We start from the raw sequence: 22,700 nt of genomic DNA, 5'->3' as shown, positions 1-22,700 counted from the left end.
TTCTGCAGTTTTTACTTGTTCTATATAATTATCTAAATAGGTTAGCCACGACAATTGCTAAACGTATGATGATGGTAGTATCGGCTTTCTTTTGATAGAAAATACAATGAAGGAGGATGACATGAAAATAATAAAATGGCATGATGACTCTTACATAAATGCAATCAAAAAAAGTATTGGTTATAACCCATGTTCTGCCAATCTCACTCTTATGAATAAGGGGAATTATTTACAAAGACGATTTGCACTATCAGCTTTATTTTTAACGATGTATAATTTGAGTATTGAGAAGTCTGGACTACTATTTATTAAAAGGAAAAAATATTCGCCTGTATTAGTAGCACACATTGTAACTTATATTGCATTTAATGATATAAAGAAAATAGATTTAAATAAAAAAATTGGCAGAATAGAGTTGCACATCCATACCCTTATGGATGATAAAAAGCGAGTGTTTTCCATGTCTCCTAAAGGGGGCAAGTATTTCCCATGGCAAGAAACTAGTATCATTGAATTAAAAAATCTGGTCAGTCAGTTTTCTGAGTGATGTGAACCCTAAAATATAAAATTTTGAAATCGAGTAGTCAATGCTTGATTTTTTGTTTGTTTGCTAAAGAAAAATCCCTCAGAGCTAGTAGCCTCTGAAGGATCTTGTTTGTATTCAGTTGAAATAGGTGTCATAAGTCGGTTAATCTTCGACTATCTGTTTGTCTTGTGCTCTAAACATCTGGTTGTAACGTTCTTCATCTTCTTGATTATCTCTAACGACCTTAGATAGCGTGAAAGAAGAAGAAATGAGGCCAACAGATCCCATTAGATAATAGCCCTTAACCATGAGTGGTTCTTTTAGTGTATACAGACCAATTAATATTAAGGCAATGAAGAAGACAAAAGATAGCCATGCTAACATAACGAATGCGGGTGTATTTCTGTAAGCTTTTTTCTTGATATTATTCATTATTATTTCCTCTTTTTAATTAATCTATTTTTTATCTATTTTAACACAAAACAAGTTTAAAATCAAATAAAATTTGTTTTCTTATAGAGTTAGTTATCATTGACAAAACCTAGGATGCACTAGTCTACTAACGGATAGGACTTGGTAATAAACTAGCTCATGCTATCTTCGGTGGTTTTTAGAGGGCCTCTTTTAAACATGAACCTGTACAAACTTTTGCATACATAGCGCATACTTGTCATTTTAGTCCGATCGACACTCTGTATATATTGACCGATGAGTTCAGATATTTTTGTTAAAAATCTAAAGATTGATTCGGCAGTAAAGAAGAGAATGACTAAGAGGAGTATTGAGGTTGGTGAAATTTTGGTTAGAGAGAATAGTTTACTAAAGAAAAGACTAAAGACCAACATACCTGCTAAGGATGAAAAGAAGATCAGTTGACGAAAGCGATTCATAGGGGAGCTGATTTTATACAGTACCATAAACCCAACGACGATTAACAGTAAGGTTGCAGTTGTCGAGATATCAGTAGGTGACAGACGGAAAATCGTGCCACAGATTACTAGTGCGCCGACGATCAACATATCGGTCACCCCACCAGGTATGGCTTTACCTAATATATTGAGTAAGAAGTTGCCATGAATACGTTGCTTATTTTGCTCGAGTGCCAAGAAAAATGATGGTAGCCCAATGGTAAAGAGACTAATCAAGGTAATTTGTGAGGGTTGTAACGGGTAGGTAATTGAGAATATCACCGCAAATAGCGACATCAATAAAGAAAAAATATTTTTGACTAAAAATAGACTTGATGAGCGTTCGATATTGTTAACAACGCGTCTTCCTTCCATCACGACCTGTGGCATTTTAGAGAAATCAGATTCTAATAATACAACTTGTGCGGCATGTGCAGTTGCATCACTTCCGGATGCCATAGCAATACTACAATCAGCCTCTTTCATGGCTAGAATATCGTTAACACCATCTCCTGTCATGGCGACCGTATTTCCCTCTTTTTTCAAGATTTCCACAAAACTTTTTTTCTGCTCCGGTGTGACACGACCAAAAACGGCATTTGTTTTCAGAGCTGCTGCGATTAATTCAGGTGTTGTCAACTCACGAGCGTCAACATATTTATCAGCGTTTTCGATGCCAGCTTCTTTTGCAATATGACTAACGGTAAGTGGATTGTCGCCAGAAATGACCTTGATGGCAACATCTTGCTCTGCAAAATAGGTAAAGGTTTCCTTTGCATTAGCACGGATGGCATTAGATAATAAGACAAAGCCAAGTGGGGTAACTGGATTAACTAACAGTTTCTCAGTCAAAACACCCTCATATCGGCCAAAGACAAGGACACGGGACCCAGTTTCGGCAAAAGGGGTGATTTCCGCAGCGTATTGTGCATACTGATCACGTAGCACCATCTCAGGAGCCCCTAAGATATAGGTCCCATCATCAAAGGTAACACTACTAAATTTATCTACTGATGAGAAAGTAGTAAAAGATAGCGCTTTGCGATGAGACGTTTTTGTAAAATGGGCTTTGATGGCAGCCATTGTCGCATTATCTTCAGACATGGCTGCAGCAAAATCACCGACGTGTTCAGCTAGGTTTTGTTTTTGCTTATCATCACTTTGATAGCTTTTGGCTTCAACCAAGCGTTCAACGGACATCTCATTTTCAGTAATTGTGCCTGTTTTATCGACACATAGGACGTTGACACGTGCAAGTGTTTCGATACTCTTCATATTATGAAGCAGGACTTTTTCTCTAGCTAAACGCGTTGCACTCAAAGCTAAAGCAACTGTTGTTAAAAGGTAGAGACCTTCAGGAATCATACCAATTAAGGCACCCTCCATGGTAACAATACTTTTTTGAACAGAGTTGCCATTAAAGAAATAACTTTGAGAAAAGAGTGTAATACCGATGGGGATGATAAAAATGCCGACCCACTTGACAAGCTTGTTTAAAGAAATAATCATCTTAGACTGTTCTTCATTACTCATGGCTTTGGCTTGATTCGTCAGTTTTGAGATGTAGGAATCAGCCCCAACTTTTTCTAGTCTGCCATAGCATGATCCTGAAACGATGAAGCTGCCCGACATCAACTCATCTCCGTTTGCTTTCGGCACTTCATCTGATTCTCCTGTCAAGAGAGATTCATTTGCTTTTACTGTCCCATAAATGACCTGGGCATCTGCTGGGACTTGATCACCAGCTTTGAACATGACGATATCGTCTAAAACTAGATCCTTTGTCGCAATAGCAGTTTCAACACCCTCTCTAACCACTGTCGCGTGCGTGGTATTTAAGACGGTTAATTTATCTAGTATCTTTTTAGACCGAATCTCTTGTATGATCCCAATGAGAATATTACCCACGATGACGGGTAAAAAAGTTAAATTATGGTAAGACTGAACCAAGACCAGGAGTATGGTAAAAATTAAGAAAATCAGATTGAAATAAGTAAAGGTATTTTCTTTAATAATTTTTGGAATAGACTTAAAATTCGTATCAACAGGTAAATTTGTTAGGCCTTGCTCGATACGTTCTTTAACTTGTGCAGTTGTTAAACCAGATTCATAATCAGGTTGGAAACGAGCATACTGATTGTGCATCGATTCTGGTTGATTAGGCAGGTTAGTTGGCGGCTGCTTTTGCTTAGACATTAAATTACCTCAATTTCCTTTCAATCTTTGCTTGTCAAGATTGGGTGGTTGCTAATAGTTGATAAAAAAATAAGAGATGACAGGAGTGCTTCCTATTTAACAGGTCATCAATTCATTAAACTACTCATTTTTAATCATATATGCTAGTTATAAATGACATGATACTGTCAGGACTTACTATAAAAAAACATAATATTACATTAATTGTAGCATAGTCCTTTAAAAAAAGTCGGATATTTTGTTAGTGATATGAGTATGGCTGACTATCAGGTATGGTCTGCTTTTTTCCGAGTTTATAGGCCTACATAAGCAACTCAGTCATTGTCAAGCATTAAAGGCGTGTCTTTTTGAGTATCCATAATAAAAATTTCAGACTTTTCGGCAAGATAGGTGTATAATAGAAATAAAGCATTTTCATGAAAAGGCGTAGTAGTCTTGGACTAAGGGTTTTTAAGATCGTAACGGTAACAAACATAGCCTAGTAACGCTGACTTGATAACAGACGATCGTATGTAAAGTAGAAGCGCATAGAAGAGAAGGACATGTATGGAGATTAAAGCAGTATTTTTTGATTTAGATGGTACGCTTTTTACAAGCACTAGAAATGTGGCAGCGACGACGAGACGTGCCATTGTTGAATTACATAAAAATAAGATTTTAGTTGGTGTCGCGACAGGTCGTGGTCCTGCTTTTGTGCTACCGCTCATGGAAACACTGGGCTTAGATTTTGCTGTGGCCTATAATGGCCAATATATCTTCACACCGGATGCTATTCTGTCTACGACACCGATTGATAAAAAAACGCTACGTGATATTGTCGAATTTTCTAGAAAGCATGGACGAGATATTTCTTTGGGGATGGCTGATGGAGTGCATGGTAGTAGTTTGTTGAAATTTGGGGAAACACGCACAGCCCAATTGATTGCAAATATGCTGCCTAAAAATATATCAAGCTTAACCAAAAATAGCTTTAAAAATGTGATTCGCAAGATTAAACCTCAGTCGTCAAACTTATCCAGAAGTATTCGGCAACCAGTTTATCAAGTGATCATGATCGCAACAAGTACGGAAACGGATGAGATTATGACCAGGTTTCCAGACTTACAGGCGACACGTTCAAATCCTTATTCAGCAGATTTGATTGCTAAAGGCAATTCAAAACTCAAAGGAATCGAAAAAGTGGGTCACCAGTTCGGATTTGAGCTGTCTCAAGTCATGGCATTTGGAGACTCGGACAATGATTTTGAGATGTTATCAGGTGTTGGTATTGGCGTTGGGATGGGAAATGCAACGACGAGTATTAAACATATCGCGGATTATATCACGGACAACAATAATTCAGATGGTATTGCCAAAGCTCTGGCGCATTTTGGTCTGATTAACTTCAAGAATGCAGTTAGTTTTATCAGTAAAGATCAGCATTTTAATCAAGTCAAGGAATTCCATCGCGTCATGGATGAAAAAACACAAGAGTTACCACGTGTCTTTTTGCCAGAAGAAGCCGGTCATCGAGCTGGATTCAAGGTTGAAGAGATTGTAGAATTCTTGTTTGCAGCATCAAATGCTGATATGGCTGTATTCGACGACTTAACTGAGCAGTTACATGGTGCGATAAATGCGGCGACTAACAAAGTAAAGGCTAAACCGCTTGTCGATGGTGAGAATACTTTGGTTGGAGAAGTCGATGCGCTTTTAGACTTGCTTTATTTTACGTATGGGTCATTTGCCTTAATGGGTGTAGATCCTCATGAAATATTTAACATCGTTCATAAAGCGAATATGGGCAAGATTTTCCCAGATGGGAAACCGCGATTTGATCCTGACACCCATAAAATCCAAAAACCAGAAAATTGGGAGGCGGACTTCGCACCAGAAAAGAAAATAACAGCTGAATTGGACAGACAAATTCGGGTTGCTATGAGTAAATTAAGCAAAGCAAAAGACGACAAGTGAGTTTATCTGTCGTCTTTTTAGCTTTTATTTTTAGAAGAACTCTGCATATAATGCTCTAATTGCGGCGATTTCTTGATTTGTTTTAACTATAAACATGACTGAAACTTCTGATGAGCCTTGTGATAGCATTTCGATATTAATGCCTGCTGTTGCAAGGGCATTGGCAGCACGAGCTGTGACACCGATATGTTCATTCATCTCTTCACCAACAATCATGATGATCGATAAATCTTTTTCAAAGTAGAGCGTATCTGGCGCTAGGGTTTCCGTTATTTTCTCAGTGATTAAGCGCTCAATATCTGGCGTTAGATAGCGATTTCTGATGATAATACTCATATCATCTATACCAGTAGGCATGTGCTCAAACCGAATGTTGAAGTCTTCCAAAATTTGTAAGACTTTACGACCAAATCCAACTTCCCGGTTCATCAGATATTTTGAAATATTTAAAGAAGTGAAGTTACCATCAGCTGCAATACCAACGACCGGACTACCCGGCATGGTGCGTTTAGCGATAATTTTGGTACCAGGATGATCAGGATTGTTGGTATTCTTGATAACAAGAGGGATATCGGCACGATAGGCAGGAAGCAAGGCTTCGTCATGTAGGACAGAGAAGCCAGCGTAAGCAAGCTCACGCATTTCTTTATAAGTTAATTCAGTGATCGATTTAGGATCAGTAATGATCCCGGGATGTGCAGAGAAAATGCCATCGACATCAGTGAAATTCTCATACAGTTCAGCATGCACACCAGCAGCAATGATGGACCCAGTAATATCAGATCCACCTCGTGAAAAAGTACAAATATCATCATTTTCTGTGACACCAAAAAACCCTGGAATGACTAGGGTCTCAGACAAATTGCCTAAGGCACTTAGTTTAGCATAGCTTGACTGCAATAAACGTGCATTACCTGGTTCAGGTGTAACGATAATGCCTGCCTCTTTAGGATGGATATAACGTGCGTTAATCCCATTTTCAGTGAAATATTCTGCAATTAATTTTGCATTATTATTTTCTCCTGCTGCTAAAAAAGCATCATATAAAAATTGATTGCCAGTGATTGGTAAGCTGGCTAATGCGTTAATATTTTCGGTAATACTTCCCATGACAGCACCAGGAATACCTAGCTCATCACAGATACTTTGATAACGTGAGATAATCCAGCTTTGATTCTCTGAGGTGTCATCACCATTTTTGTAAGCTTTATAATAAGCAATCAATGCATCTGTTACTTTAGTGTCCTGGCTATTTCGTTTACCAGGAGCAGAAACAACCACAATGCGACGGCTGTTATCAGTTTTAACAATATTCAGGACTTTTGTGAGTTGTTGGGCACTTGCAAGGGAAGAGCCGCCAAATTTAATGACTTTCAAGATAAGATTTCCTTTGATTAAGTTAATATGTTGACACTCGGTTTGATTGTTTGTTCTTTATAAGCCCTATCTTAAGTGATAGGAGAACGCTAAGATTTAACTGTTAAGTGTTGCTATATATAAGGATGAGCGAGTAATACCCTATTTTACCGAAAATTCAGAAAATTTTCAATACAAAATTCTTAAAATTTTATCAAAAAATTTGTTAAAATAGAAGCATGAGTAAATATAAAGTGATTATTTTTGATATGGACGGCGTTTTGGTTGATACCGAGGCCTATTATTATGACAGGCGGAAAACCTTTTTAACGCGTAAAGGCATTTCGATTGACCACTTATCGCCCCTTGTGTTTATAGGTGGTAATATGAAGCAAGTTTGGCACATGATTTTGGCTGAGGACTATGAAAAATGGGATGTGCCTGCCTTAGAAGCAGAATATCTCCGCTACAAACTAGCAAATCGGATTCCCTATGAGACGCTCGTCTTTTCTGATGCCAAAGCAACCATCCTTAGTCTGATTGAAAAAGGATATCGACTTGGTTTGGCTTCTAGTACAGCAAAAGTAGAGATATTAAGGGCCCTAGAGGTGACTCAGTTGCTGCCTTACTTTGAGATTATCTTATCTGGAGAATCATTTAAGGAGTCAAAACCAAATCCAGAAATCTATGAGGTTGCCATGAAGCGATTGTCTGTGACAGCTGACGAGACGCTTATTATAGAAGACAGTCAAAAAGGCATTGCAGCTGGCGTGGCATCGGGTGCAACGGTATGGGGCATAAAAGATTATCATTTTGGTCTAGATCAGCGTCGCGCAAATCGACTTTTTGACACCTTAACACAGATTGATGCCCACCTGTGAAATGCCCGATAGTAGCGATAGGTGTTTCTTTGATAAAGGCTGTAAAATATGATAAAATAAGCTATTATAGCAATTTTTTGTCGTGTTAAAATAGACATGATCTGTGACAGTAGTCGGCATCATGTTTTTGTATAGAGGTAGGTGTGAAGTGAAACGATTTGAAAAATTCTTACCCCTGGTAATTATGAGCTTCATGACAGGTGTTTATTTATGTGAGGTATTAATCTTACGAGTGGCTAAATTTCAGAAAACAGAAATTGTTTTGTTATTAGTAGTGAACCTGATCATTGCGATTACATTAATTGTCCGCTCAAAGGCTGCAAGTGCAAAAAATATCGACAATATTCGGGCATTAAATGAGCTTGCAGAAAATTCCTTAAATGCGACGCTTGATACGATGCCTTTAGGTGTCCTTCGCTACTCAGATAAGGATTATTCACCAGAGTGGTTTAATCCTTATGTTGATATCATCTTTGCCAATGATGAAGAAAAACTGTCAGCAGATAAAATCAAAGAAATTGTACAAGATATCGATGATCAGGGCATGCAATATCTACCTGTAGATCAGAAAAAATATGCAGTTAAAGTGGACCATCAAAAAAAATTACTCTATTTTATAGATGCAACAAGTGAAGTGGTTGCAAAGACCATCACACGTGAGAGTAGACCAGTGATTGGCATCATTTCGGTGGATAATTATGATGATGCGACGGATTTGATTTCTGATAGTAGTCGGACGCTCATTAACAGTTTTATCGCGACTAAGATAGATGCCATATCTAGTAAGTATAACGTTTATACAAGTCGCTATAATGCCAGTCGATACTACGTCTATACGAATTATCTGACCTTGAAAAAAATCATGGACGATAAGTTTGAATTTGTGACAAGTTTTCGTGAAGAGGCGATGGAGCAAAAATTTTCATTGACGCTATCTATCGGTATGTCTTATGGTTTAGAAAATTTTTCAAAGATTGGCAGAACTGCCCTCGATAACTTAGAGCTAGCCCTTGTTCGAGGTGGGGACCAGGTTGTTATCAAAGAAAATATTAATACTGCAAAACCGATTTATTTTGGTGGTAATTCAGCCAGTCACATTCAGAAGTCAAGAACACGGGCAAGAGCGATTGCTACAGCCCTTAGGACGATTGTCAGAGATTCGGATAATGTCTTTGTTATGGGACATAAGTATCCCGACATGGATGCTCTAGGTGCGGCTGTTGTGACTAAAATTTTCGCCAATATGAATGACAAAGAAGCTTTTGTTGTTTATGACGAAAAGCAACTACTGCCAGATGTTGCGCGTGCAATCAACAAGTTAAATGAGTCAAAAGATGGGTTTGCACATATCATCAGGATGGACACCGCAAGAGAACTTAAAAAGGCAAATTCTCTTTTGATTATGGTGGACCACTCTAAAACGAGCCAAACCATGGATTATGAATTTTATAAAAGCTTTGCCAAGGTCGTCGTCATTGACCACCACAGGCGGGATGATGATTTCCCCAAAAATGCCTTGCTGACCTATATCGAAAGTGGTGCATCGTCAGCATCAGAATTGGTCACAGAAGTCTTGCAGTATCAAAATGAACAACATCAAAAAATGTCGAAAGTTGAAGCATCTATCGCCTTAGCAGGTATCTCAGTCGATACCAAAAACTTTTCTAAAGGAACCACAACGAGAACGTTTGAAGCCGCATCTTTCTTGCGTTCACAAGGTGCTGATAACGAGCTAATCAAAAATTTATTGGCGACTGAGTTTGATAAATATAAAAAAGTGAACGAAATTGTCTTAAATGCAGAGTTTCATGATCATGTGGCAATTGGGATTGGTCTTTATCGCAAGATGTATGATAATGTCACGACCGCAAAGGCCGCAGACACACTACTTGATATGGTAGGTGTTGTTGCGTCATTCACGATTGTCAATCATGAAAATGGCTATGTGGCAATTTCTGCACGATCATCTGGGGATTATAATGTGCAACGTGTCATGGAAAAACTAGGTGGTGGTGGTCATTTTAATAATGCAGCTGCCCAGGTCTATGATAAAACGCCAGCTGAGGTCAAAGAGGACTTATTAACGATTATAGATAAGTAAGCCTAACTAGGCGATGGCACAGCTAGCTTCAAGTGTCACTTGATTAAGAAAAAGGAGAAACAAAATGAAAGTTATATTTTTACAAGATGTCAAAGGAAAAGGTAAACGTGGTGAGGTTAAGGAAGTCCCAACTGGTTTTGCTCAAAATTTTCTGATCAAAAAAAATCTTGCTAAAGAAGCAACTGGTCAAGCAATGGCTGCCTTAAGTGGTCAAGTTAAAGCAGAAGAAAAAGCAGAAGCAGAAATTTTATCGGAAGCAAAAGCACTTCAGACTGAGCTTGAAAAGGAAGCGACCGTTGTTGAGATTAAAGAAAAAGTTGGGGCTGATGGGCGCTTGTTTGGTGCAATTAACTCTAAAAAAATTGCAGATGCACTTAATGAGCAGTTCGATTTAAAATTGGACAAACATAAAATCCAGTTAGCTTATCCCTTGAAAGCGATTGGCTTAAAAGATGTTCCTGTAAAACTGCATAAAGATGTGATCGCGACAATTCGCGTCAAAATTTCGGAGAAATAAATGGCAGATATTGATGTGCTAAAGGCGCCGCCTCAAGACTTAGCAGCAGAACAGGCTGTGCTTGGGGCGATTTTCCTTGATAGCGAACGCTTGATTGAAGTATCGGAGTTTATCGCTGCAGATGACTTTTATAAGACATCTCATCAGATCATTTTCCGAATTATGATGCGGTTACAAGATGAGCGTAGCCCAATCGATGTCCTAACGGTTCATACACTACTAGATAATCAGGGCGACCTTGAAACGATAGGTGGTATTTCATATATTGCAGAGTTAGCTGCAAGTACACCAACGGCTGCTAATGCCGCCTTCTATGCTAAGATTGTATCTGAGAAGGCCTTACTGCGTAAACTGATTCGCCAGTTAACAGAATCAGTAGAGCGTGCCTATTCTCAGGATGAGCCAGCAGATGATATTATTGCCCTAGCTGAAAAAGGGATTGTTGCGGTCACAGAAGGTCGGACAAGATCTGGTTTTCGAAAGATTTCAGAGATTATCGATACCAACTACGACGAGATTGAACGCCTGTCAAAGCAAAAATCAACAGTGACAGGTATTTCAACAGGTTATCCTGCGCTTGATGAAAAAACAACAGGGTTACATGAGGGGGAGCTGATTATTTTGGCTGCCCGCCCAGCCATGGGGAAAACGGCCTTTGCACTGAATATTGCTGCTAATATTGGTAAGTTAGGTCAGACAGTTGCCATCTTTTCATTGGAAATGGGCGCGGAGAGTTTGGTCAACAGGATGGTATCATCTGAAGGCTTGATTGATGCCTATTCATTGAGAACGGGAAAGCTGAACGATGATGATTGGAGTAATCTAATTATTGCCCAAGGTGCTCTAGCAGATAGAAGCATTTATGTTGATGATTCACCCGGTATAAAAATTACAGAGATTAGAGCACGATCTCGTAAACTGGCACAAGAGCAAGGTGGTCTAGGTTTGATTCTAATCGACTACCTTCAGTTGATTTCAGGGACTGGTAAAGAAAATAGGCAACAAGAAGTCTCCGAAATTTCTAGACAACTTAAAGTGTTGGCCAAAGAACTTAAAGTACCTGTTTTAGCACTAAGTCAGCTGAGTCGTGGTGTTGAACAGCGTGAAGATAAACGGCCTAAGCTATCCGATTTACGGGAATCTGGATCGATTGAGCAGGATGCAGATATCGTCGCCTTCATTCATCGTGAAGCCTATTATCAAAATCCAAATGATCCAGAAGTTGAACTAGATAATAAAGCAGAGATTATCTTTGCGAAAAATAGATCTGGTGAGACAGGGACAGCAGAATTAATGTGGGTGGGACAATTTACTAAGTTTACGAGCATTGATACACATCATGAGTCAGGACCAAGCTACTAAATCTAGTGTAGATTTTAATGGGCCTTTCATGTTATAATAGAAATACTGTAAAAGTTCATCTAGGTGAATGAAGAGAATTCAAAGAAATGAGAGCAATATGGATAGCCAAGAAGTCGGAAAAATTATTGAAATCAAAAAAGAAGTTGCATCACACTTAGGTGAAGAAGTTGATATCACAGATCATTACGGTCGTAAACGTGAAAACAGACATAAAGTAACCTTGACTGAGGTCTTTGATACGCATTTTGTTGTTGAAAAATTCTTACCTCGTGGTCAGAAAATCGTCGAATCTTATATGTATGCAGATATTTTAACACAGTCTATGTTAATTCATTATAAAGGCTAAAGAGATCCATTGATTATGATAAAGAAAGGAGGATTCTATCAACATGATGCAAGAAAATGATGTCGATTGGCATTATGTGCCCTTAAATAATTCATTTGGTCAAAGTATCAATAATGTCTTTTATGCAACGTTTGGCAACCAAAAAGCATTTGTAAAAGTAAATGCAAGTCCACTCTTAGCATCGATTTCACAAGTTGGCTTGACACCAAAAATTATTTGGACCAAGCGTAACAGCAGTGGTGATATGTTAACAGCACAATCATGGGTAGATGGTCTTGTACTCGCTGCTACTGAGATGGGTGACATACAGATTAATCAAACACTAGGCACATTACACCACAGTAAAATGCTGGTAGAAGCCTTCAAAAAATTTGGTGATGATGTCACGACGCCTAAGAATTTAATTGATAACTTGTACAAACAAGCGCATAGACGTCTGCTTGAGAACACCTATTTATCAGAGGCCCTCGGCCAATTACGTGAAGCAACACCAAAATTTGATGCACAGCAAGCAGTGCTAGTTCATGGTGACGTTAATCACCATAACTGGCTGAGAAATGATCACAGCGGGAAAATATACCTGGTTGATTGGGATACAGTTGCCTTATCGGATGCTTTTGTAGATGTTGCCCACCTGCTGAGTCATTATGTTGCGCCAAGTAAGTGGCGAGATTGGCTAGATTATTCAGGCTACCGAGTAGATGAGGAAGCATATGCCAAAGTAGAGTGGTATGGCATGCTGTCATTTTTAAAACAGATTAATGAAAATTTATGGTCAGATAATCTACAGGCTGCAAATTCAGAAATAATAGGCTTGAGAAATTTTAGAGAAATTTTTAAATAAAATAAAGAGGAGACTAATGTCTCCTTGTTTCTGTTAACGGGAAACATTCAAGTGGCTAGCATTAGCTAGTAATAATAGTAGAATAGGAGTAAAAATGCGAGTCAGAAATCGTAAGGGCGCGCCAGAGATGATGGCAGCAAATCGCCAATATGTCGTTGAAAACCCAGAAGCCTTTAGAGGTAAATGGTCAGAAAAATTTGGCAATGATAACCCTATTCATATCGAAGTAGGATCTGGTAAAGGTGGCTTTATTACAGGGATGGCCCAACAAAATCCAGATATTAATTACATTGCGATTGATATGCAACTAACGGTCTTATCTTTTGCGCTGGATAAAGTGCTGAGTTTAGCATTACCAAATGTTCAGCTCTTACATGTTGATGGTAGTAGTTTAACCAATTATTTTGAAGCTGGTGAAGTTGATCTTGTTTATCTCAATTTTTCAGATCCATGGCCTAAAACACGTCATGAAAAACGCCGATTGACCTATAAGGATTTTCTTGAAACGTATGAAACCATATTAGTAAAAAATGGACAAGTTCATTTTAAAACAGATAATCGTGGTCTTTTTGAATATTCATTAAGTGCAATGAGCCGATATGGTATGGTGCTAAATCAAGTTTGGTTGGATCTACATGCAGATACTGTATTCGCAGAAAAAAATGTGATGACAGAATATGAAGCAAAATTTTCTGAAAAAGGTCAAGTGATCTACCGTGTGGAGGCACAATTTCAAGATGAAATGTCCAAAATGTCAATCTGATGAATCTAAAGTTGTCGATAGTCGGCAAGCTGAAAATGCCATAAGACGTCGTAGGGAGTGTGAAGCATGTCATAATCGCTTTACGACCTTCGAGCGGATAGAAGAAATGCCTTTGCTCGTCATTAAAAAAGATGATACACGTGAAATATTTAATCGAGACAAGATCATTACTGGTATTGTTAGAAGTGCAAGAAAGCGTCCAGTTTCCTCAGAAGCAATAGAAAAAGCCGTTGAACGTGTTGAGCGTAAAATCAGGATGCTATCTGAAAATGAAGTACGTTCTGAGATTGTCGGTGAATATGTCATGGAAGAACTGGCTGACTTAGATGAAATCACCTATGTGCGTTTTGCCAGTGTCTATCGTAGTTTTAAAGATGTCAGTGATCTTGAAGAGTTACTTAGAAATATTACAAAAAAAAATAAATAAAGCGTCAAATTTAGCAGGATAGGCTTAGCTGTTATAAGCACTTCAGCAAGGAGTTGATATGAGACCAATTGATAAATTCAGCGTTGAAAACAATGAAAAAATCAGCTTTGATGCTGGTGTTTTTGTCATGTATTATCAACCGATTATCGGACTTGAAGGGTTTGCCCTTTATCAATTACTACGGGTGTTTCCGCAACAAAATGGGCGGTTATCTGATTTGCTAAACCAATTAGATTATGGCATGAATGCCTTAGAGTTGAGTATTGAAAAACTATCTGCTTTAAAGGTAATGGACATCTATGATGATCATGGTAAGTTAACATTTGTCCTGCATAGTCATTTAAGTCCAGAACAATTCTTGTCAGACCCACTATATAAGCAACTATTAATAGATAAGATAGGCCAGACAGCTGTAGACAAGTTAGCACAATCAAACACGTTTTCTGGTAAAAATATCTCAAAACGCTTTTCTGATATTTACCGAGTAAATGACATCCAAACACCTGTTGAACCCTCATCACAAGTAACGGGAACACTAGATCTGGCGGCTTTTCAGGCTGCTATGCAGCAACAAGGGATTCAGTTTTCTGATGAGACAAAAGATACGTTAGCACTTTATGCCCTTTCAGAGAAGTTTGGTTTAGACTGGTATCAGTTGTTTAAAATTGCTGAGACAACTCAAAATGCGGATCAGTCTTTAAATACAGCAAATATGTCCCGTAGATTAATTACATTAAATCAAAAGCAACCGCGTCTGCTAGATTTCTCTAAAGCAGAACAAGCTTTGATTAGAACTGCAAAATCTGAACGGCCTGAGAGCTTACTAGCTCAGATAAAAAAACGGCGATTCGATGGTCATCCAACACAAAAAGAAAAGCAGTTATTAGCACGCTTATCACGAGATGGTGTAGCTGACGATATTCAAAATATGTTGATTATTTACTTCTTAGAGATTCGAGGCTATTCAAATATCTCTGATTATATAGAAGAGCAGGCTAATCGTTGGAAAAAAGATCAAGTGACGACTGCAGAACTAGCTGTAAAATGGTTATCAACCTATCAGAATAAACAGGCTGATAAAGCAAAGAAAAAAACGCAGTCACAAGCAAAAGTAGCACCAGTTGGTAGTAAAACGCCCGACTGGTATGATCCTGCTTACAAAAATGAAACAGATGCAAAACAGCAGGCTGAACTTGAAAGAATCAAGCAAGAGACGCTTAAAAAAATGAATGGCGGTGACTGAAATGGCTTTTGACTCGATAGCAGATGGGATGAAAACGCGGCTTGACTGGGATAGATATCACCAATTGTCAGAGAAGATTTTAGAAAATCAAGAAATTCAAGACTTTATATCCAAAAATGACTTTCAACCACTACAAGTTAACAAATCATTATCAAAGTTTAATGAATATGTGACTGAAAAAGCAAAATTTGTCTCAGGTGAAACGACAAAAATTGCTGGTTATGAACCGATTTTATTTAATAATGAAGGCTTTGCTGATGTTACCTATCGTGCGACAGCTGATACTTTAGCAAAAGAAGCTGAGCTGAGTAAAAAACGCCGTGTTAGATTGATCGGCATGCCAAAAGATATGGTTGATATTTCTTGGGATGATGTCTTGTTGGATGATGCCAACCGAATTACAGCCTACCAAGCAGTAGCGGCTTTTATTTCTGATTATCCAAATCAAGGTGGCGTCTATCTTTATGGTCAATTTGGGGTTGGTAAAAGTTTCATGATGGCTGCTATGGCAAATGAATTGGCTGAAAAAGGTATCTCAACCACCCTAATTCACTATCCATCATTTATTTCGGATAATTCAGGATTTGATGACTTGAAAGCACAAGCTAACGAAGTTAAGAAAACCGAAGTATTGGTCTTAGATGATATTGGCGCAGAAAGTAATAATGATTGGATCCGTGATAATATTCTGCAAGTCATCTTGCAGTATCGGATGCAAGAAAATCTTCCGACATTTTTCACTTCAAATCTGACAATGCTTGAACTTGAGCAACGTTTGGCGATGACGAAAAAAGGGGATGAGACCTGGTCAGCAAAACGTGTCATGGAACGTGTGCGTAAGCTGTCGACTGAGTATGCCTTAGCGGGTGAAAATCGACGTAATCGCTAATTTTGTAGCATCCTCATGGCTCGGATAGCGATAGGCTAGTTTTAAGTACAGTAAAATTAAGTATCCCTATAAAAATGCTATCGAACAAAAGATAGCATTTTTATCTTGCTTATTTATGTTATACTAGTATCTGAGTGCTTATCAAGTGGAGAGCACGGTAACATAGAGGAGAAAATAAATGGCATTACCAACAGTAGCAATAGTAGGCCGACCAAATGTCGGCAAATCAACAATTTTTAACAGGATCGCTGGAGAGCGTATCTCTATTGTTGAAGATATTCCCGGTATTACACGTGACCGTATTTATACAACAAGTGAATGGTTAAATAATAAATTCGCCATGATTGACACAGGTGGTATAGAAATGGCAGATACCCCTTTCATGTCGCAAATCAAGGCGCAGGCCGAGATTGCCATGGATGAAGCTGATGTCATCGTTTTTGTCGTAGATGGCGAAAATGGGGTAACAGACGCGGATGAGTATGTTGCGCAAATTCTATATAAAACAGATACACCAGTCATTCTTGTAGTGAATAAAATCGATAATCCTGAACGTCGGATGGAAATTTTTGATTTCTATAGTTTAGGACTTGGCGAACCATATCCAGTATCAGCTGTCCATGGTATCGGTACAGGTGACGTCTTAGATGCCATCGTAGAGAATCTACCAGTAGACACCGAAGAAGAAAATCCAGATATCATCAAATTCTCACTAATTGGTCGACCAAATGTTGGTAAATCAAGCTTGATCAATGCGATCTTAGGAGAAGATCGTGTGATTGCAAGTCCGATTGCGGGCACAACACGCGATGCTATCGATACTAACTTTACGGATGCCGAAGATCAAGAATTTACCATGATTGATACTGCTGGTATGCGTAAACGTGGTAAGGTCTACGAATCAACTGAGAAGTATTCTGTCATGCGTGCCATGCGTGCGATTGACCGTTCAGACGTTGTGCTGATGATTCTTAATGCCGAAGAAGGTATCCGTGAGTACGATAAACGGATTGCAGGATTCGCTCATGAAGCTGGTCGTGGTATCATCATTGTTGTCAATAAATGGGATACGATCGAGAAGGATAATAAAACCCTCAAAAATTGGGAAGAAAAAATCCGTGATGAGTTCCAATATTTAAGCTATGCACCGATTATTTTTGTTTCAGCAGAAACAAAACAACGCTTGCATAAATTGCCTGAGTTGATCAAGTCAGTGAGTCAAGCGCAAAATATGCGGATCCCTTCAGCAGTCCTGAATGATGTAATCATGGATGCGATTGCTATCAACCCAACACCAACTGATAAAGGCCGTCGTCTTAAGATTTTTTATGCGACACAAGTGGCCATCAAACCACCAACTTTCGTTGTCTTTGTTAATGAAGAAGAGTTGATGCATTTCTCTTATGGTCGTATGCTAGAGAATCAAATTCGAAAAGCATTTGTATTTGAAGGGACACCAATTCATCTCATTTCACGTAAACGTAAATAATAAAAAAGCTTCTGAATCTTGCATTCAGAAGCTTTTTTATATGGAGTAACTAGTTGCTAGATCAACCGATATTATCAGCCTAATAAGATAACCATATACCCTACGAAACAGGCGATCAAGATACTACCTTCTACTCGGGAAAGGGTATTGCGTTTTCCGATGTAAGAGAACACCCAGACTAGGAAGGTGAGACCGAATAGGAAGACAAGTTCTAGATTAAAAATAGGCAGGTAATCTAGCGGATTGATAACAGCGCCTAGACCGATGATCAAAAAGAGATTTAGGATGCATGACCCGATCAAGTTACCGATGGCAAGTCCTTCAGTGCCTTTAAGGGTTGCTGTAATAGAAGTGATTAGTTCAGGCAAGGCGGTTCCCATACCTACAATCGTTAAGCCGATGATACTTTCTGGTATACCAATACTTTCACCGATGATTTTTGCATTATCGACTGCAAAGTCAGCACCAAATTTGAGGGCGATAAAGCCTAGAACAATATAGATAACTGACTTTGTTACAGAAATATGATCAGCAGTAGGGTGCGCATGCTGTTTGGATAACTGGATACGGTGTAGCGATTTGTAGGCAGGCACGATGAAATAGATAACACTCATGGCAATTAAGAGCCAGCCTTCAAGCCTTGATATAACGAGATGTCCACCTATTAACCCATTACCCATAAAGGCAAGTACTGCTGTCGCCATGACGGCAAGTGGCAGATGGACATTTTTTGTATCACGATCTAAATGAACAGGCTTTATCAAGGCAATGATGCCCAAAATGAGTGCTAAATTAACAATATTTGAGCCCAAGGCATTGCCGAAAATCAAATCATGATAGTCATTTTTGGCTGATGATATGGTGATCATGATTTCTGGGAAGGACGTACCAAGTGAGACGATGGTCAACCCAATCACGACATCTGGTATGCGATATTTTTTGGCAATATTTCTTGCACCATCAACAAGTAAATCTGCACCGATGATAATCAATATAAAACCAAATAAGACAAGTATTGTTTTTATAAGCATACTTCCATACTAACATGTTATGCCAAAATGTCAAAATCGTGTCTGTCATAGACTACTGTAAATTGACTGAATTTAGCTCATTTATCTTTAAAATATAGTATAAACCTTTTAATTATAATATAATGTAAGCGTTTTTATTGCTAAACTAGTATATAGAAGTAGAGAGAGGAACGCATATGAAAACATTTCCAAAAGATTTTTTGTGGGGTGCATCAACAAGTGCCTACCAAGTTGAGGGTGGCTGGGACCAGGATGGTAAAGAACCATCAGTTCAAGATATCAGAGAGCCGTTTCCGAATACAACGGATTTCAAAGTATCAGTAGACCACTATAATCGATACAAAGAAGATATTCAACTGTTTAAAGAATTGGGCTTAAAAGCCTATCGTTTTTCAATCGCCTGGACGAGAGTCTTACCTTATGGCAAAGTAAATGAAGCGGGTCTTAAGTTTTATGATGACTTAATAAATGACTTGATTGCCAATGATATTCAACCCATTCCAACGGTTTTCCATTTCGATTTACCTGCTTCGCTTCATGAAAAAGGTGGTTGGGGAAATCGTGACACAATCGATGCTTTTGTTGATTACTGTAAGTTATTGTTTGATCGCTATGGTGACCGTGTGACCTATTGGCAAACAATTAATGAGCAAAATATGCTTGTTTTTGCAGGTAGAGTGTTGGATGGTGGTAAGGCAAGTTGGCGGTCTATCTTCCAAGGTAACCACCATATGTTAGTTGCCCAAGCTAAAGCGATGAAAGTCTATCATGAAGGTAACTATGGCAGAAAAATCGGACCAGCGCCAAATATCGCTTGTGTCTATCCAAAAACAGAAAAACCTGAGGATATGTTGGCAGCAGAATACATGAGTGCCTTTAGGAACTGGTTGTTCTTAGATGCAGCAGTATATGGGGTGTATAACCACATGGCAATGCGTATTTTGAAAGCAATCGATGCGGTCCCTGTGATCACAGAAGCAGACCGACTTGTTATGAAAGAAAATACAGCTGACTTCATTGCGTTTAACTACTATAATTCAATGACAGTTTCAGCTCCAGCAGCAACTGGGAGTGAACAAAGTAAAGACCAACAATCTGGTTTCTCAATAGCAGGCTTCTTCAAATCTGAAAAAAATGAGCATTTGAAGACAACTGAATTTGCAAACTGGCCGATTGATCCAACTGGTTTACGCGTAACTGCCAATCAAATATATGACCGATACCGTTTGCCGTTATTGATCACAGAAAACGGTCTTGGTCAAGAAGATACCATGACTGAAGATGGTAAAATCCATGATGACTATCGGATTGCGTATTTAGCTGCGCATATCGAACAAATGCGCTTATCTATCGAAGATGGGGTTGAATTCCTAGGGTATTGTCCATGGAGTGCGATTGACTTGATTAGTACACATGAAGGCTTTAGAAAAAGGTATGGTTTTGTCTATGTCAACCGAGATGATTTTGACTTGAAAGACCTTAGCCGTCATAAAAAAGATAGCTTCTTCTGGTTCCAAACTGTGATTAAAAATAATGGTCTAGATGAGTAGGTGAGTGGTTTGACAAAATACGCAGGAATAGATATCGGCGGTTCTTTCATCAAATATGGTATTGTGACTGATACTGGTGCCGTTTTATTTTCAGATAAGTGTCCGACCGATCGAACGAAGCCTAAGCGTGTGCTTGATGATCTAGCCAATCTGATTAGGCAGTTGAAGCAGGACTACGGTATTGATAAAGTTGGGATTAGCATTCCAGGTGTGATCAATCAAGAAAATAGACTGGTAACGTCAGGCGCGATTCAAGATTTATACAAGTATGATGTCAGTGGGGTGCTTTCTGCAGAAACACAGACGCAAGTGCAACTCGTAAATGATGCCAATGCAGTTGCCTATGCGGAAAAGTGGATAGGCGCGGGTAAAAATTATGATAACTTTGTTTGCTTGCCTCTAGGCACTGGCGTTGGTGGTGCGATATTTATCAATGGTCAGCTCATCAAAGGTAGATCTGGGGCAGCCGGTGAATTCGGTATGACCTTGATGGGTGTTGGCAAAACAGAGCCTATTGGCTACGAGTCAGCCAGCTTTTATTGTGGTGCAGTTGCCGGACTTTGTCGTATTTATAACGCGAAATTGGGCAAGCGAAAATTTACAGACTGGGAACGTGATATCAAGGTCATTCTTGATTTAGCAGCAGCAGGCCAAGTTGAAGCGCAAGAAAGTTTAGCAGAGTTTTATCAAAATACAGCGGTGCTGTTAGTGAATATCAGTGTGTCCATCGATCCTGAATTAATTATCATTGGTGGTGGTATTAGTGAAAATACGACGATTATGACTGGTATTAAAACAGCAATTAAGCAATTACTGGTGAGATATTCAGATATGTCGGCTATCGGATTTCCAAAAATAAAGTCTTGTGCTTTAGGAAATACCGCAGGCATTATTGGTGCAGTATCTCAGGTAATTAAAGGAGACGTTTAACATGGGAAATATGGAAAAGTTTATTGACACAGTTTTTGGACCAATAGCGATGTACATGAATAAGAGTCCTTTTTTCAAGTCATTAACAGATGCGTTTATTAGGATGACACCCTTAACATTAGGGGCTTCTGTTTTAATGATAATTGGTTTCTTTCCAATAAATGCATGGCAGACATGGATTAAGTCAGTTGGGATATATGCTGATTTTGTCGCTGTTCAAAATGCAACAATTAATGCCTTAGGCTTATTCTTAGCCTTTACATTTGCCTATTGTTATGTGAAAATAAACGCAACAAAATATAATCCACTCGTTGCTGGTTTATTATCGTTATCCAGTTTTATGATTATGATTCCGCAACAATATGCTTTGTATACTGTTACTGGTGTAGGCGCACAACTCCCTGCTAAGGGGACAGTACAAGCTGTAGCAGATTTGAACGCTTTTTCTACTGACTATATTGGTGCCTCAGGGATTCTGGTTGCGATTATTATCGGTTATATCGTAGCGCGCTTGTATATTTTCTTGAATGATAAACATTTTGTTATCACACTACCTGAGAGTGTGCCACCAAATGTGGCTGAATCACTCAGCCCGACCTTCATTTCCGGCGCAATTATGATCTTGATGTTTGTGCTCCGCCTGATCTTTAAGTTTGCCCCGTATTTATCTGGTCATGGTAATATTTTTGCCTTCATCACTGGCGTGATTCAAACACCATTGCAAAATATTGTCGGCTCACCACTCTCACTTATTTTGATTCTCTCATTAGCGAATCTATTCTGGTATTTCGGTATACATCCACAAGTTGTCTATAGTGTGGTCACACCTATCGTTATTGCTAATGCAACTGCGAATATCGTGGCTTACACGTCTGGAAAACCAATTCCTTATTTGATGTTTTCAATCGTAGGGATGGCATGTGGCACTGGTTTTGGTGGGCAAGGGGCGACCTTAGGCTTGGTCATTTCCATGTTACGTGCTAAATCAGAACGGTATAAAGAAATGTTGAAACTAACATCTGTCCCTTCTCTATTTAATATCAATGAGCCATTGATATTTGGGATGCCGATTATATTAAACCCGATTTTCTTCATCCCAATGGCTATTGGGCCATTGGTTATGGGGCTATCAGCTTGGGGAATGGCTAAGCTAGTTGATCTTGGTAACTATAATCCAACCATCGCTTTTCCATGGACAACACCATCCTTGATTACCATGTTTTTCCGAGGTGGATTTAAGCTCTTGCTGATAGGTGTGGTTTGTCTAACAATCAGTGTGATTATCTGGTATCCATTCTTTAAGGTAGCAGATAAAAAGGCAGTAGCAGAAGAAGCTATATTGGCCACAGAAGCGTCAGATCGTTTAGTGACTGAATAACAAGTCAACT

At 38.8% G+C, this 22,700-nt stretch carries 20 protein-coding genes; 16 read left to right on the top strand and 4 right to left on the bottom strand.

The genetic code is table 11. The features are described from left to right. The first annotated feature begins 121 nt into the window (after positions 1 to 121). Positions 122 to 547 carry a hypothetical protein gene (locus RU86_RS02925; RefSeq protein WP_096813982.1) on the top strand — a complete coding sequence of 142 codons (426 nt, stop codon included), beginning with the start codon at positions 122 to 124 and terminating at the stop codon, positions 545 to 547. 141 nt (positions 548 to 688) lie between these two features. On the opposite strand, the gene RU86_RS02920 is transcribed toward RU86_RS02925, so the two are convergent. Both RU86_RS02920 and RU86_RS02915 read right to left on the bottom strand, forming a co-directional pair. Further along, positions 689 to 958, bottom strand: coding sequence for a YiaA/YiaB family inner membrane protein (locus tag RU86_RS02920; protein WP_096813981.1), 270 nt, complete (start codon positions 956 to 958; stop codon positions 689 to 691). A gap of 152 nt (positions 959 to 1,110) precedes the next feature. Further along, entirely contained in the window at positions 1,111 to 3,579 is a 2,469-nt protein-coding gene (locus tag RU86_RS02915) for a cation-translocating P-type ATPase (protein WP_245810464.1), read from the bottom strand. A 597-nt stretch (positions 3,580 to 4,176) separates the two neighbouring features. Here RU86_RS02915 and RU86_RS02910 point away from each other — a divergent pair. Next, positions 4,177 to 5,583, top strand: a complete 1,407-nt coding sequence (locus RU86_RS02910; protein WP_096813979.1) for a Cof-type HAD-IIB family hydrolase — start codon at positions 4,177 to 4,179, stop codon at positions 5,581 to 5,583. Between the two features lie 30 nt (positions 5,584 to 5,613). Here RU86_RS02910 and RU86_RS02905 read toward each other — a convergent pair whose 3' ends face one another. Further along, positions 5,614 to 6,960 (bottom strand): aspartate kinase, encoded by a 1,347-nt coding sequence (locus tag RU86_RS02905; protein ID WP_096813978.1) that lies wholly within the window; start codon positions 6,958 to 6,960, stop codon positions 5,614 to 5,616. Positions 6,961 to 7,178: 218 nt separating this feature from the next. Between RU86_RS02905 and RU86_RS02900 the strand changes: the two genes are divergently transcribed. The 11 genes from RU86_RS02900 to der all read left to right on the top strand — a co-directional run bounded on the left by RU86_RS02900 (position 7,179) and on the right by der (position 17,801). Further along, the gene (locus RU86_RS02900) at positions 7,179 to 7,820 is read left to right on the top strand and encodes an HAD family hydrolase (protein ID WP_096813977.1); all 642 of its coding nucleotides are present in this window, start codon (positions 7,179 to 7,181) and stop codon (positions 7,818 to 7,820) included. A 148-nt stretch (positions 7,821 to 7,968) separates the two neighbouring features. Further along, the gene (locus tag RU86_RS02895; protein ID WP_245810460.1) at positions 7,969 to 9,921 is read left to right on the top strand and encodes a GGDEF domain-containing protein; all 1,953 of its coding nucleotides are present in this window, start codon (positions 7,969 to 7,971) and stop codon (positions 9,919 to 9,921) included. A gap of 64 nt (positions 9,922 to 9,985) precedes the next feature. Then, the gene (rplI, locus tag RU86_RS02890; protein WP_096813976.1) at positions 9,986 to 10,438 is read left to right on the top strand and encodes a 50S ribosomal protein L9; all 453 of its coding nucleotides are present in this window, start codon (positions 9,986 to 9,988) and stop codon (positions 10,436 to 10,438) included. Next, a complete protein-coding gene (dnaB, locus tag RU86_RS02885) occupies positions 10,439 to 11,800 on the top strand; it encodes a replicative DNA helicase (protein WP_096813975.1) in 1,362 nt (453 codons plus the stop codon). A gap of 67 nt (positions 11,801 to 11,867) precedes the next feature. Next, positions 11,868 to 12,146, top strand: a complete 279-nt coding sequence (locus tag RU86_RS02880) for a Veg family protein (protein ID WP_223271039.1) — start codon at positions 11,868 to 11,870, stop codon at positions 12,144 to 12,146. Between the two features lie 43 nt (positions 12,147 to 12,189). Then, positions 12,190 to 12,990 (top strand): phosphotransferase family protein, encoded by an 801-nt coding sequence (locus tag RU86_RS02875; protein WP_096813974.1) that lies wholly within the window; start codon positions 12,190 to 12,192, stop codon positions 12,988 to 12,990. Positions 12,991 to 13,084: 94 nt separating this feature from the next. Then, positions 13,085 to 13,753 carry a tRNA (guanosine(46)-N7)-methyltransferase TrmB gene (gene trmB / locus RU86_RS02870; RefSeq protein ID WP_096813973.1) on the top strand — a complete coding sequence of 223 codons (669 nt, stop codon included), beginning with the start codon at positions 13,085 to 13,087 and terminating at the stop codon, positions 13,751 to 13,753. Then, the gene (gene nrdR, locus RU86_RS02865) at positions 13,728 to 14,180 is read left to right on the top strand and encodes a transcriptional regulator NrdR (RefSeq protein WP_096813972.1); all 453 of its coding nucleotides are present in this window, start codon (positions 13,728 to 13,730) and stop codon (positions 14,178 to 14,180) included. Before trmB ends, nrdR begins: the two co-directional genes overlap by 26 nt. Before the next feature lie 58 nt (positions 14,181 to 14,238). Further along, complete coding sequence (locus RU86_RS02860) at positions 14,239 to 15,423, top strand: DnaD domain protein (RefSeq protein ID WP_096813971.1); 1,185 nt, start codon at positions 14,239 to 14,241, stop codon at positions 15,421 to 15,423. A 1-nt stretch (position 15,424) separates the two neighbouring features. Further along, a complete protein-coding gene (gene dnaI / locus RU86_RS02855; RefSeq protein WP_096813970.1) occupies positions 15,425 to 16,312 on the top strand; it encodes a primosomal protein DnaI in 888 nt (295 codons plus the stop codon). A gap of 178 nt (positions 16,313 to 16,490) precedes the next feature. Beyond that, entirely contained in the window at positions 16,491 to 17,801 is a 1,311-nt protein-coding gene (der, locus tag RU86_RS02850; protein ID WP_096813969.1) for a ribosome biogenesis GTPase Der, read from the top strand. A 74-nt stretch (positions 17,802 to 17,875) separates the two neighbouring features. Here the strand turns inward: der and RU86_RS02845 are convergent, their stop codons facing one another. Further along, a complete protein-coding gene (locus RU86_RS02845; RefSeq protein ID WP_096813968.1) occupies positions 17,876 to 18,832 on the bottom strand; it encodes a calcium/sodium antiporter in 957 nt (318 codons plus the stop codon). Between the two features lie 176 nt (positions 18,833 to 19,008). On the opposite strand from RU86_RS02845, the gene RU86_RS02840 reads away from it, so the two are divergent. The 3 genes from RU86_RS02840 to RU86_RS02830 are packed head-to-tail and all read left to right on the top strand — an operon-like array spanning position 19,009 to position 22,690. Next, positions 19,009 to 20,382 (top strand): glycoside hydrolase family 1 protein, encoded by a 1,374-nt coding sequence (locus RU86_RS02840; RefSeq protein ID WP_096813967.1) that lies wholly within the window; start codon positions 19,009 to 19,011, stop codon positions 20,380 to 20,382. Between the two features lie 9 nt (positions 20,383 to 20,391). Then, positions 20,392 to 21,312: an ROK family protein gene (locus RU86_RS02835; RefSeq protein ID WP_179296185.1), complete on the top strand. Its 921-nt coding sequence runs from the start codon at positions 20,392 to 20,394 to the stop codon at positions 21,310 to 21,312. A gap of 1 nt (position 21,313) precedes the next feature. Beyond that, positions 21,314 to 22,690, top strand: coding sequence for a PTS sugar transporter subunit IIC (locus RU86_RS02830; RefSeq protein ID WP_096813965.1), 1,377 nt, complete (start codon positions 21,314 to 21,316; stop codon positions 22,688 to 22,690). Positions 22,691 to 22,700 lie beyond the last annotated feature (10 nt).

It is taken from the genome of Pseudolactococcus piscium (assembly GCF_002441695.1).
Classification (GTDB): Bacteria; Bacillota; Bacilli; order Lactobacillales; family Streptococcaceae; genus Pseudolactococcus; species Pseudolactococcus piscium.
Note: the sequence above shows the minus strand (reverse complement) of the source record. Positions and strands in the feature narration are given on the sequence as shown.

Coding starts and splice junctions, on each gene's coding strand:
- RU86_RS02925 (WP_096813982.1), top strand. CDS start 122: ATGAAAATAATAAAATGGCATGATGACTCTTACATAAATGCAATCAAA.
- RU86_RS02920 (WP_096813981.1), bottom strand. CDS start 958: ATGAATAATATCAAGAAAAAAGCTTACAGAAATACACCCGCATTCGTT.
- RU86_RS02915 (WP_245810464.1), bottom strand. CDS start 3,579: ATGCACAATCAGTATGCTCGTTTCCAACCTGATTATGAATCTGGTTTA.
- RU86_RS02910 (WP_096813979.1), top strand. CDS start 4,177: ATGGAGATTAAAGCAGTATTTTTTGATTTAGATGGTACGCTTTTTACA.
- RU86_RS02900 (WP_096813977.1), top strand. CDS start 7,179: ATGAGTAAATATAAAGTGATTATTTTTGATATGGACGGCGTTTTGGTT.
- rplI (WP_096813976.1), top strand. CDS start 9,986: ATGAAAGTTATATTTTTACAAGATGTCAAAGGAAAAGGTAAACGTGGT.
- dnaB (WP_096813975.1), top strand. CDS start 10,439: ATGGCAGATATTGATGTGCTAAAGGCGCCGCCTCAAGACTTAGCAGCA.
- RU86_RS02880 (WP_223271039.1), top strand. CDS start 11,868: ATGAAGAGAATTCAAAGAAATGAGAGCAATATGGATAGCCAAGAAGTC.
- RU86_RS02875 (WP_096813974.1), top strand. CDS start 12,190: ATGATGCAAGAAAATGATGTCGATTGGCATTATGTGCCCTTAAATAAT.
- trmB (WP_096813973.1), top strand. CDS start 13,085: ATGCGAGTCAGAAATCGTAAGGGCGCGCCAGAGATGATGGCAGCAAAT.
- nrdR (WP_096813972.1), top strand. CDS start 13,728: ATGAAATGTCCAAAATGTCAATCTGATGAATCTAAAGTTGTCGATAGT.
- RU86_RS02860 (WP_096813971.1), top strand. CDS start 14,239: ATGAGACCAATTGATAAATTCAGCGTTGAAAACAATGAAAAAATCAGC.
- dnaI (WP_096813970.1), top strand. CDS start 15,425: ATGGCTTTTGACTCGATAGCAGATGGGATGAAAACGCGGCTTGACTGG.
- der (WP_096813969.1), top strand. CDS start 16,491: ATGGCATTACCAACAGTAGCAATAGTAGGCCGACCAAATGTCGGCAAA.
- RU86_RS02845 (WP_096813968.1), bottom strand. CDS start 18,832: ATGCTTATAAAAACAATACTTGTCTTATTTGGTTTTATATTGATTATC.
- RU86_RS02840 (WP_096813967.1), top strand. CDS start 19,009: ATGAAAACATTTCCAAAAGATTTTTTGTGGGGTGCATCAACAAGTGCC.
- RU86_RS02830 (WP_096813965.1), top strand. CDS start 21,314: ATGGGAAATATGGAAAAGTTTATTGACACAGTTTTTGGACCAATAGCG.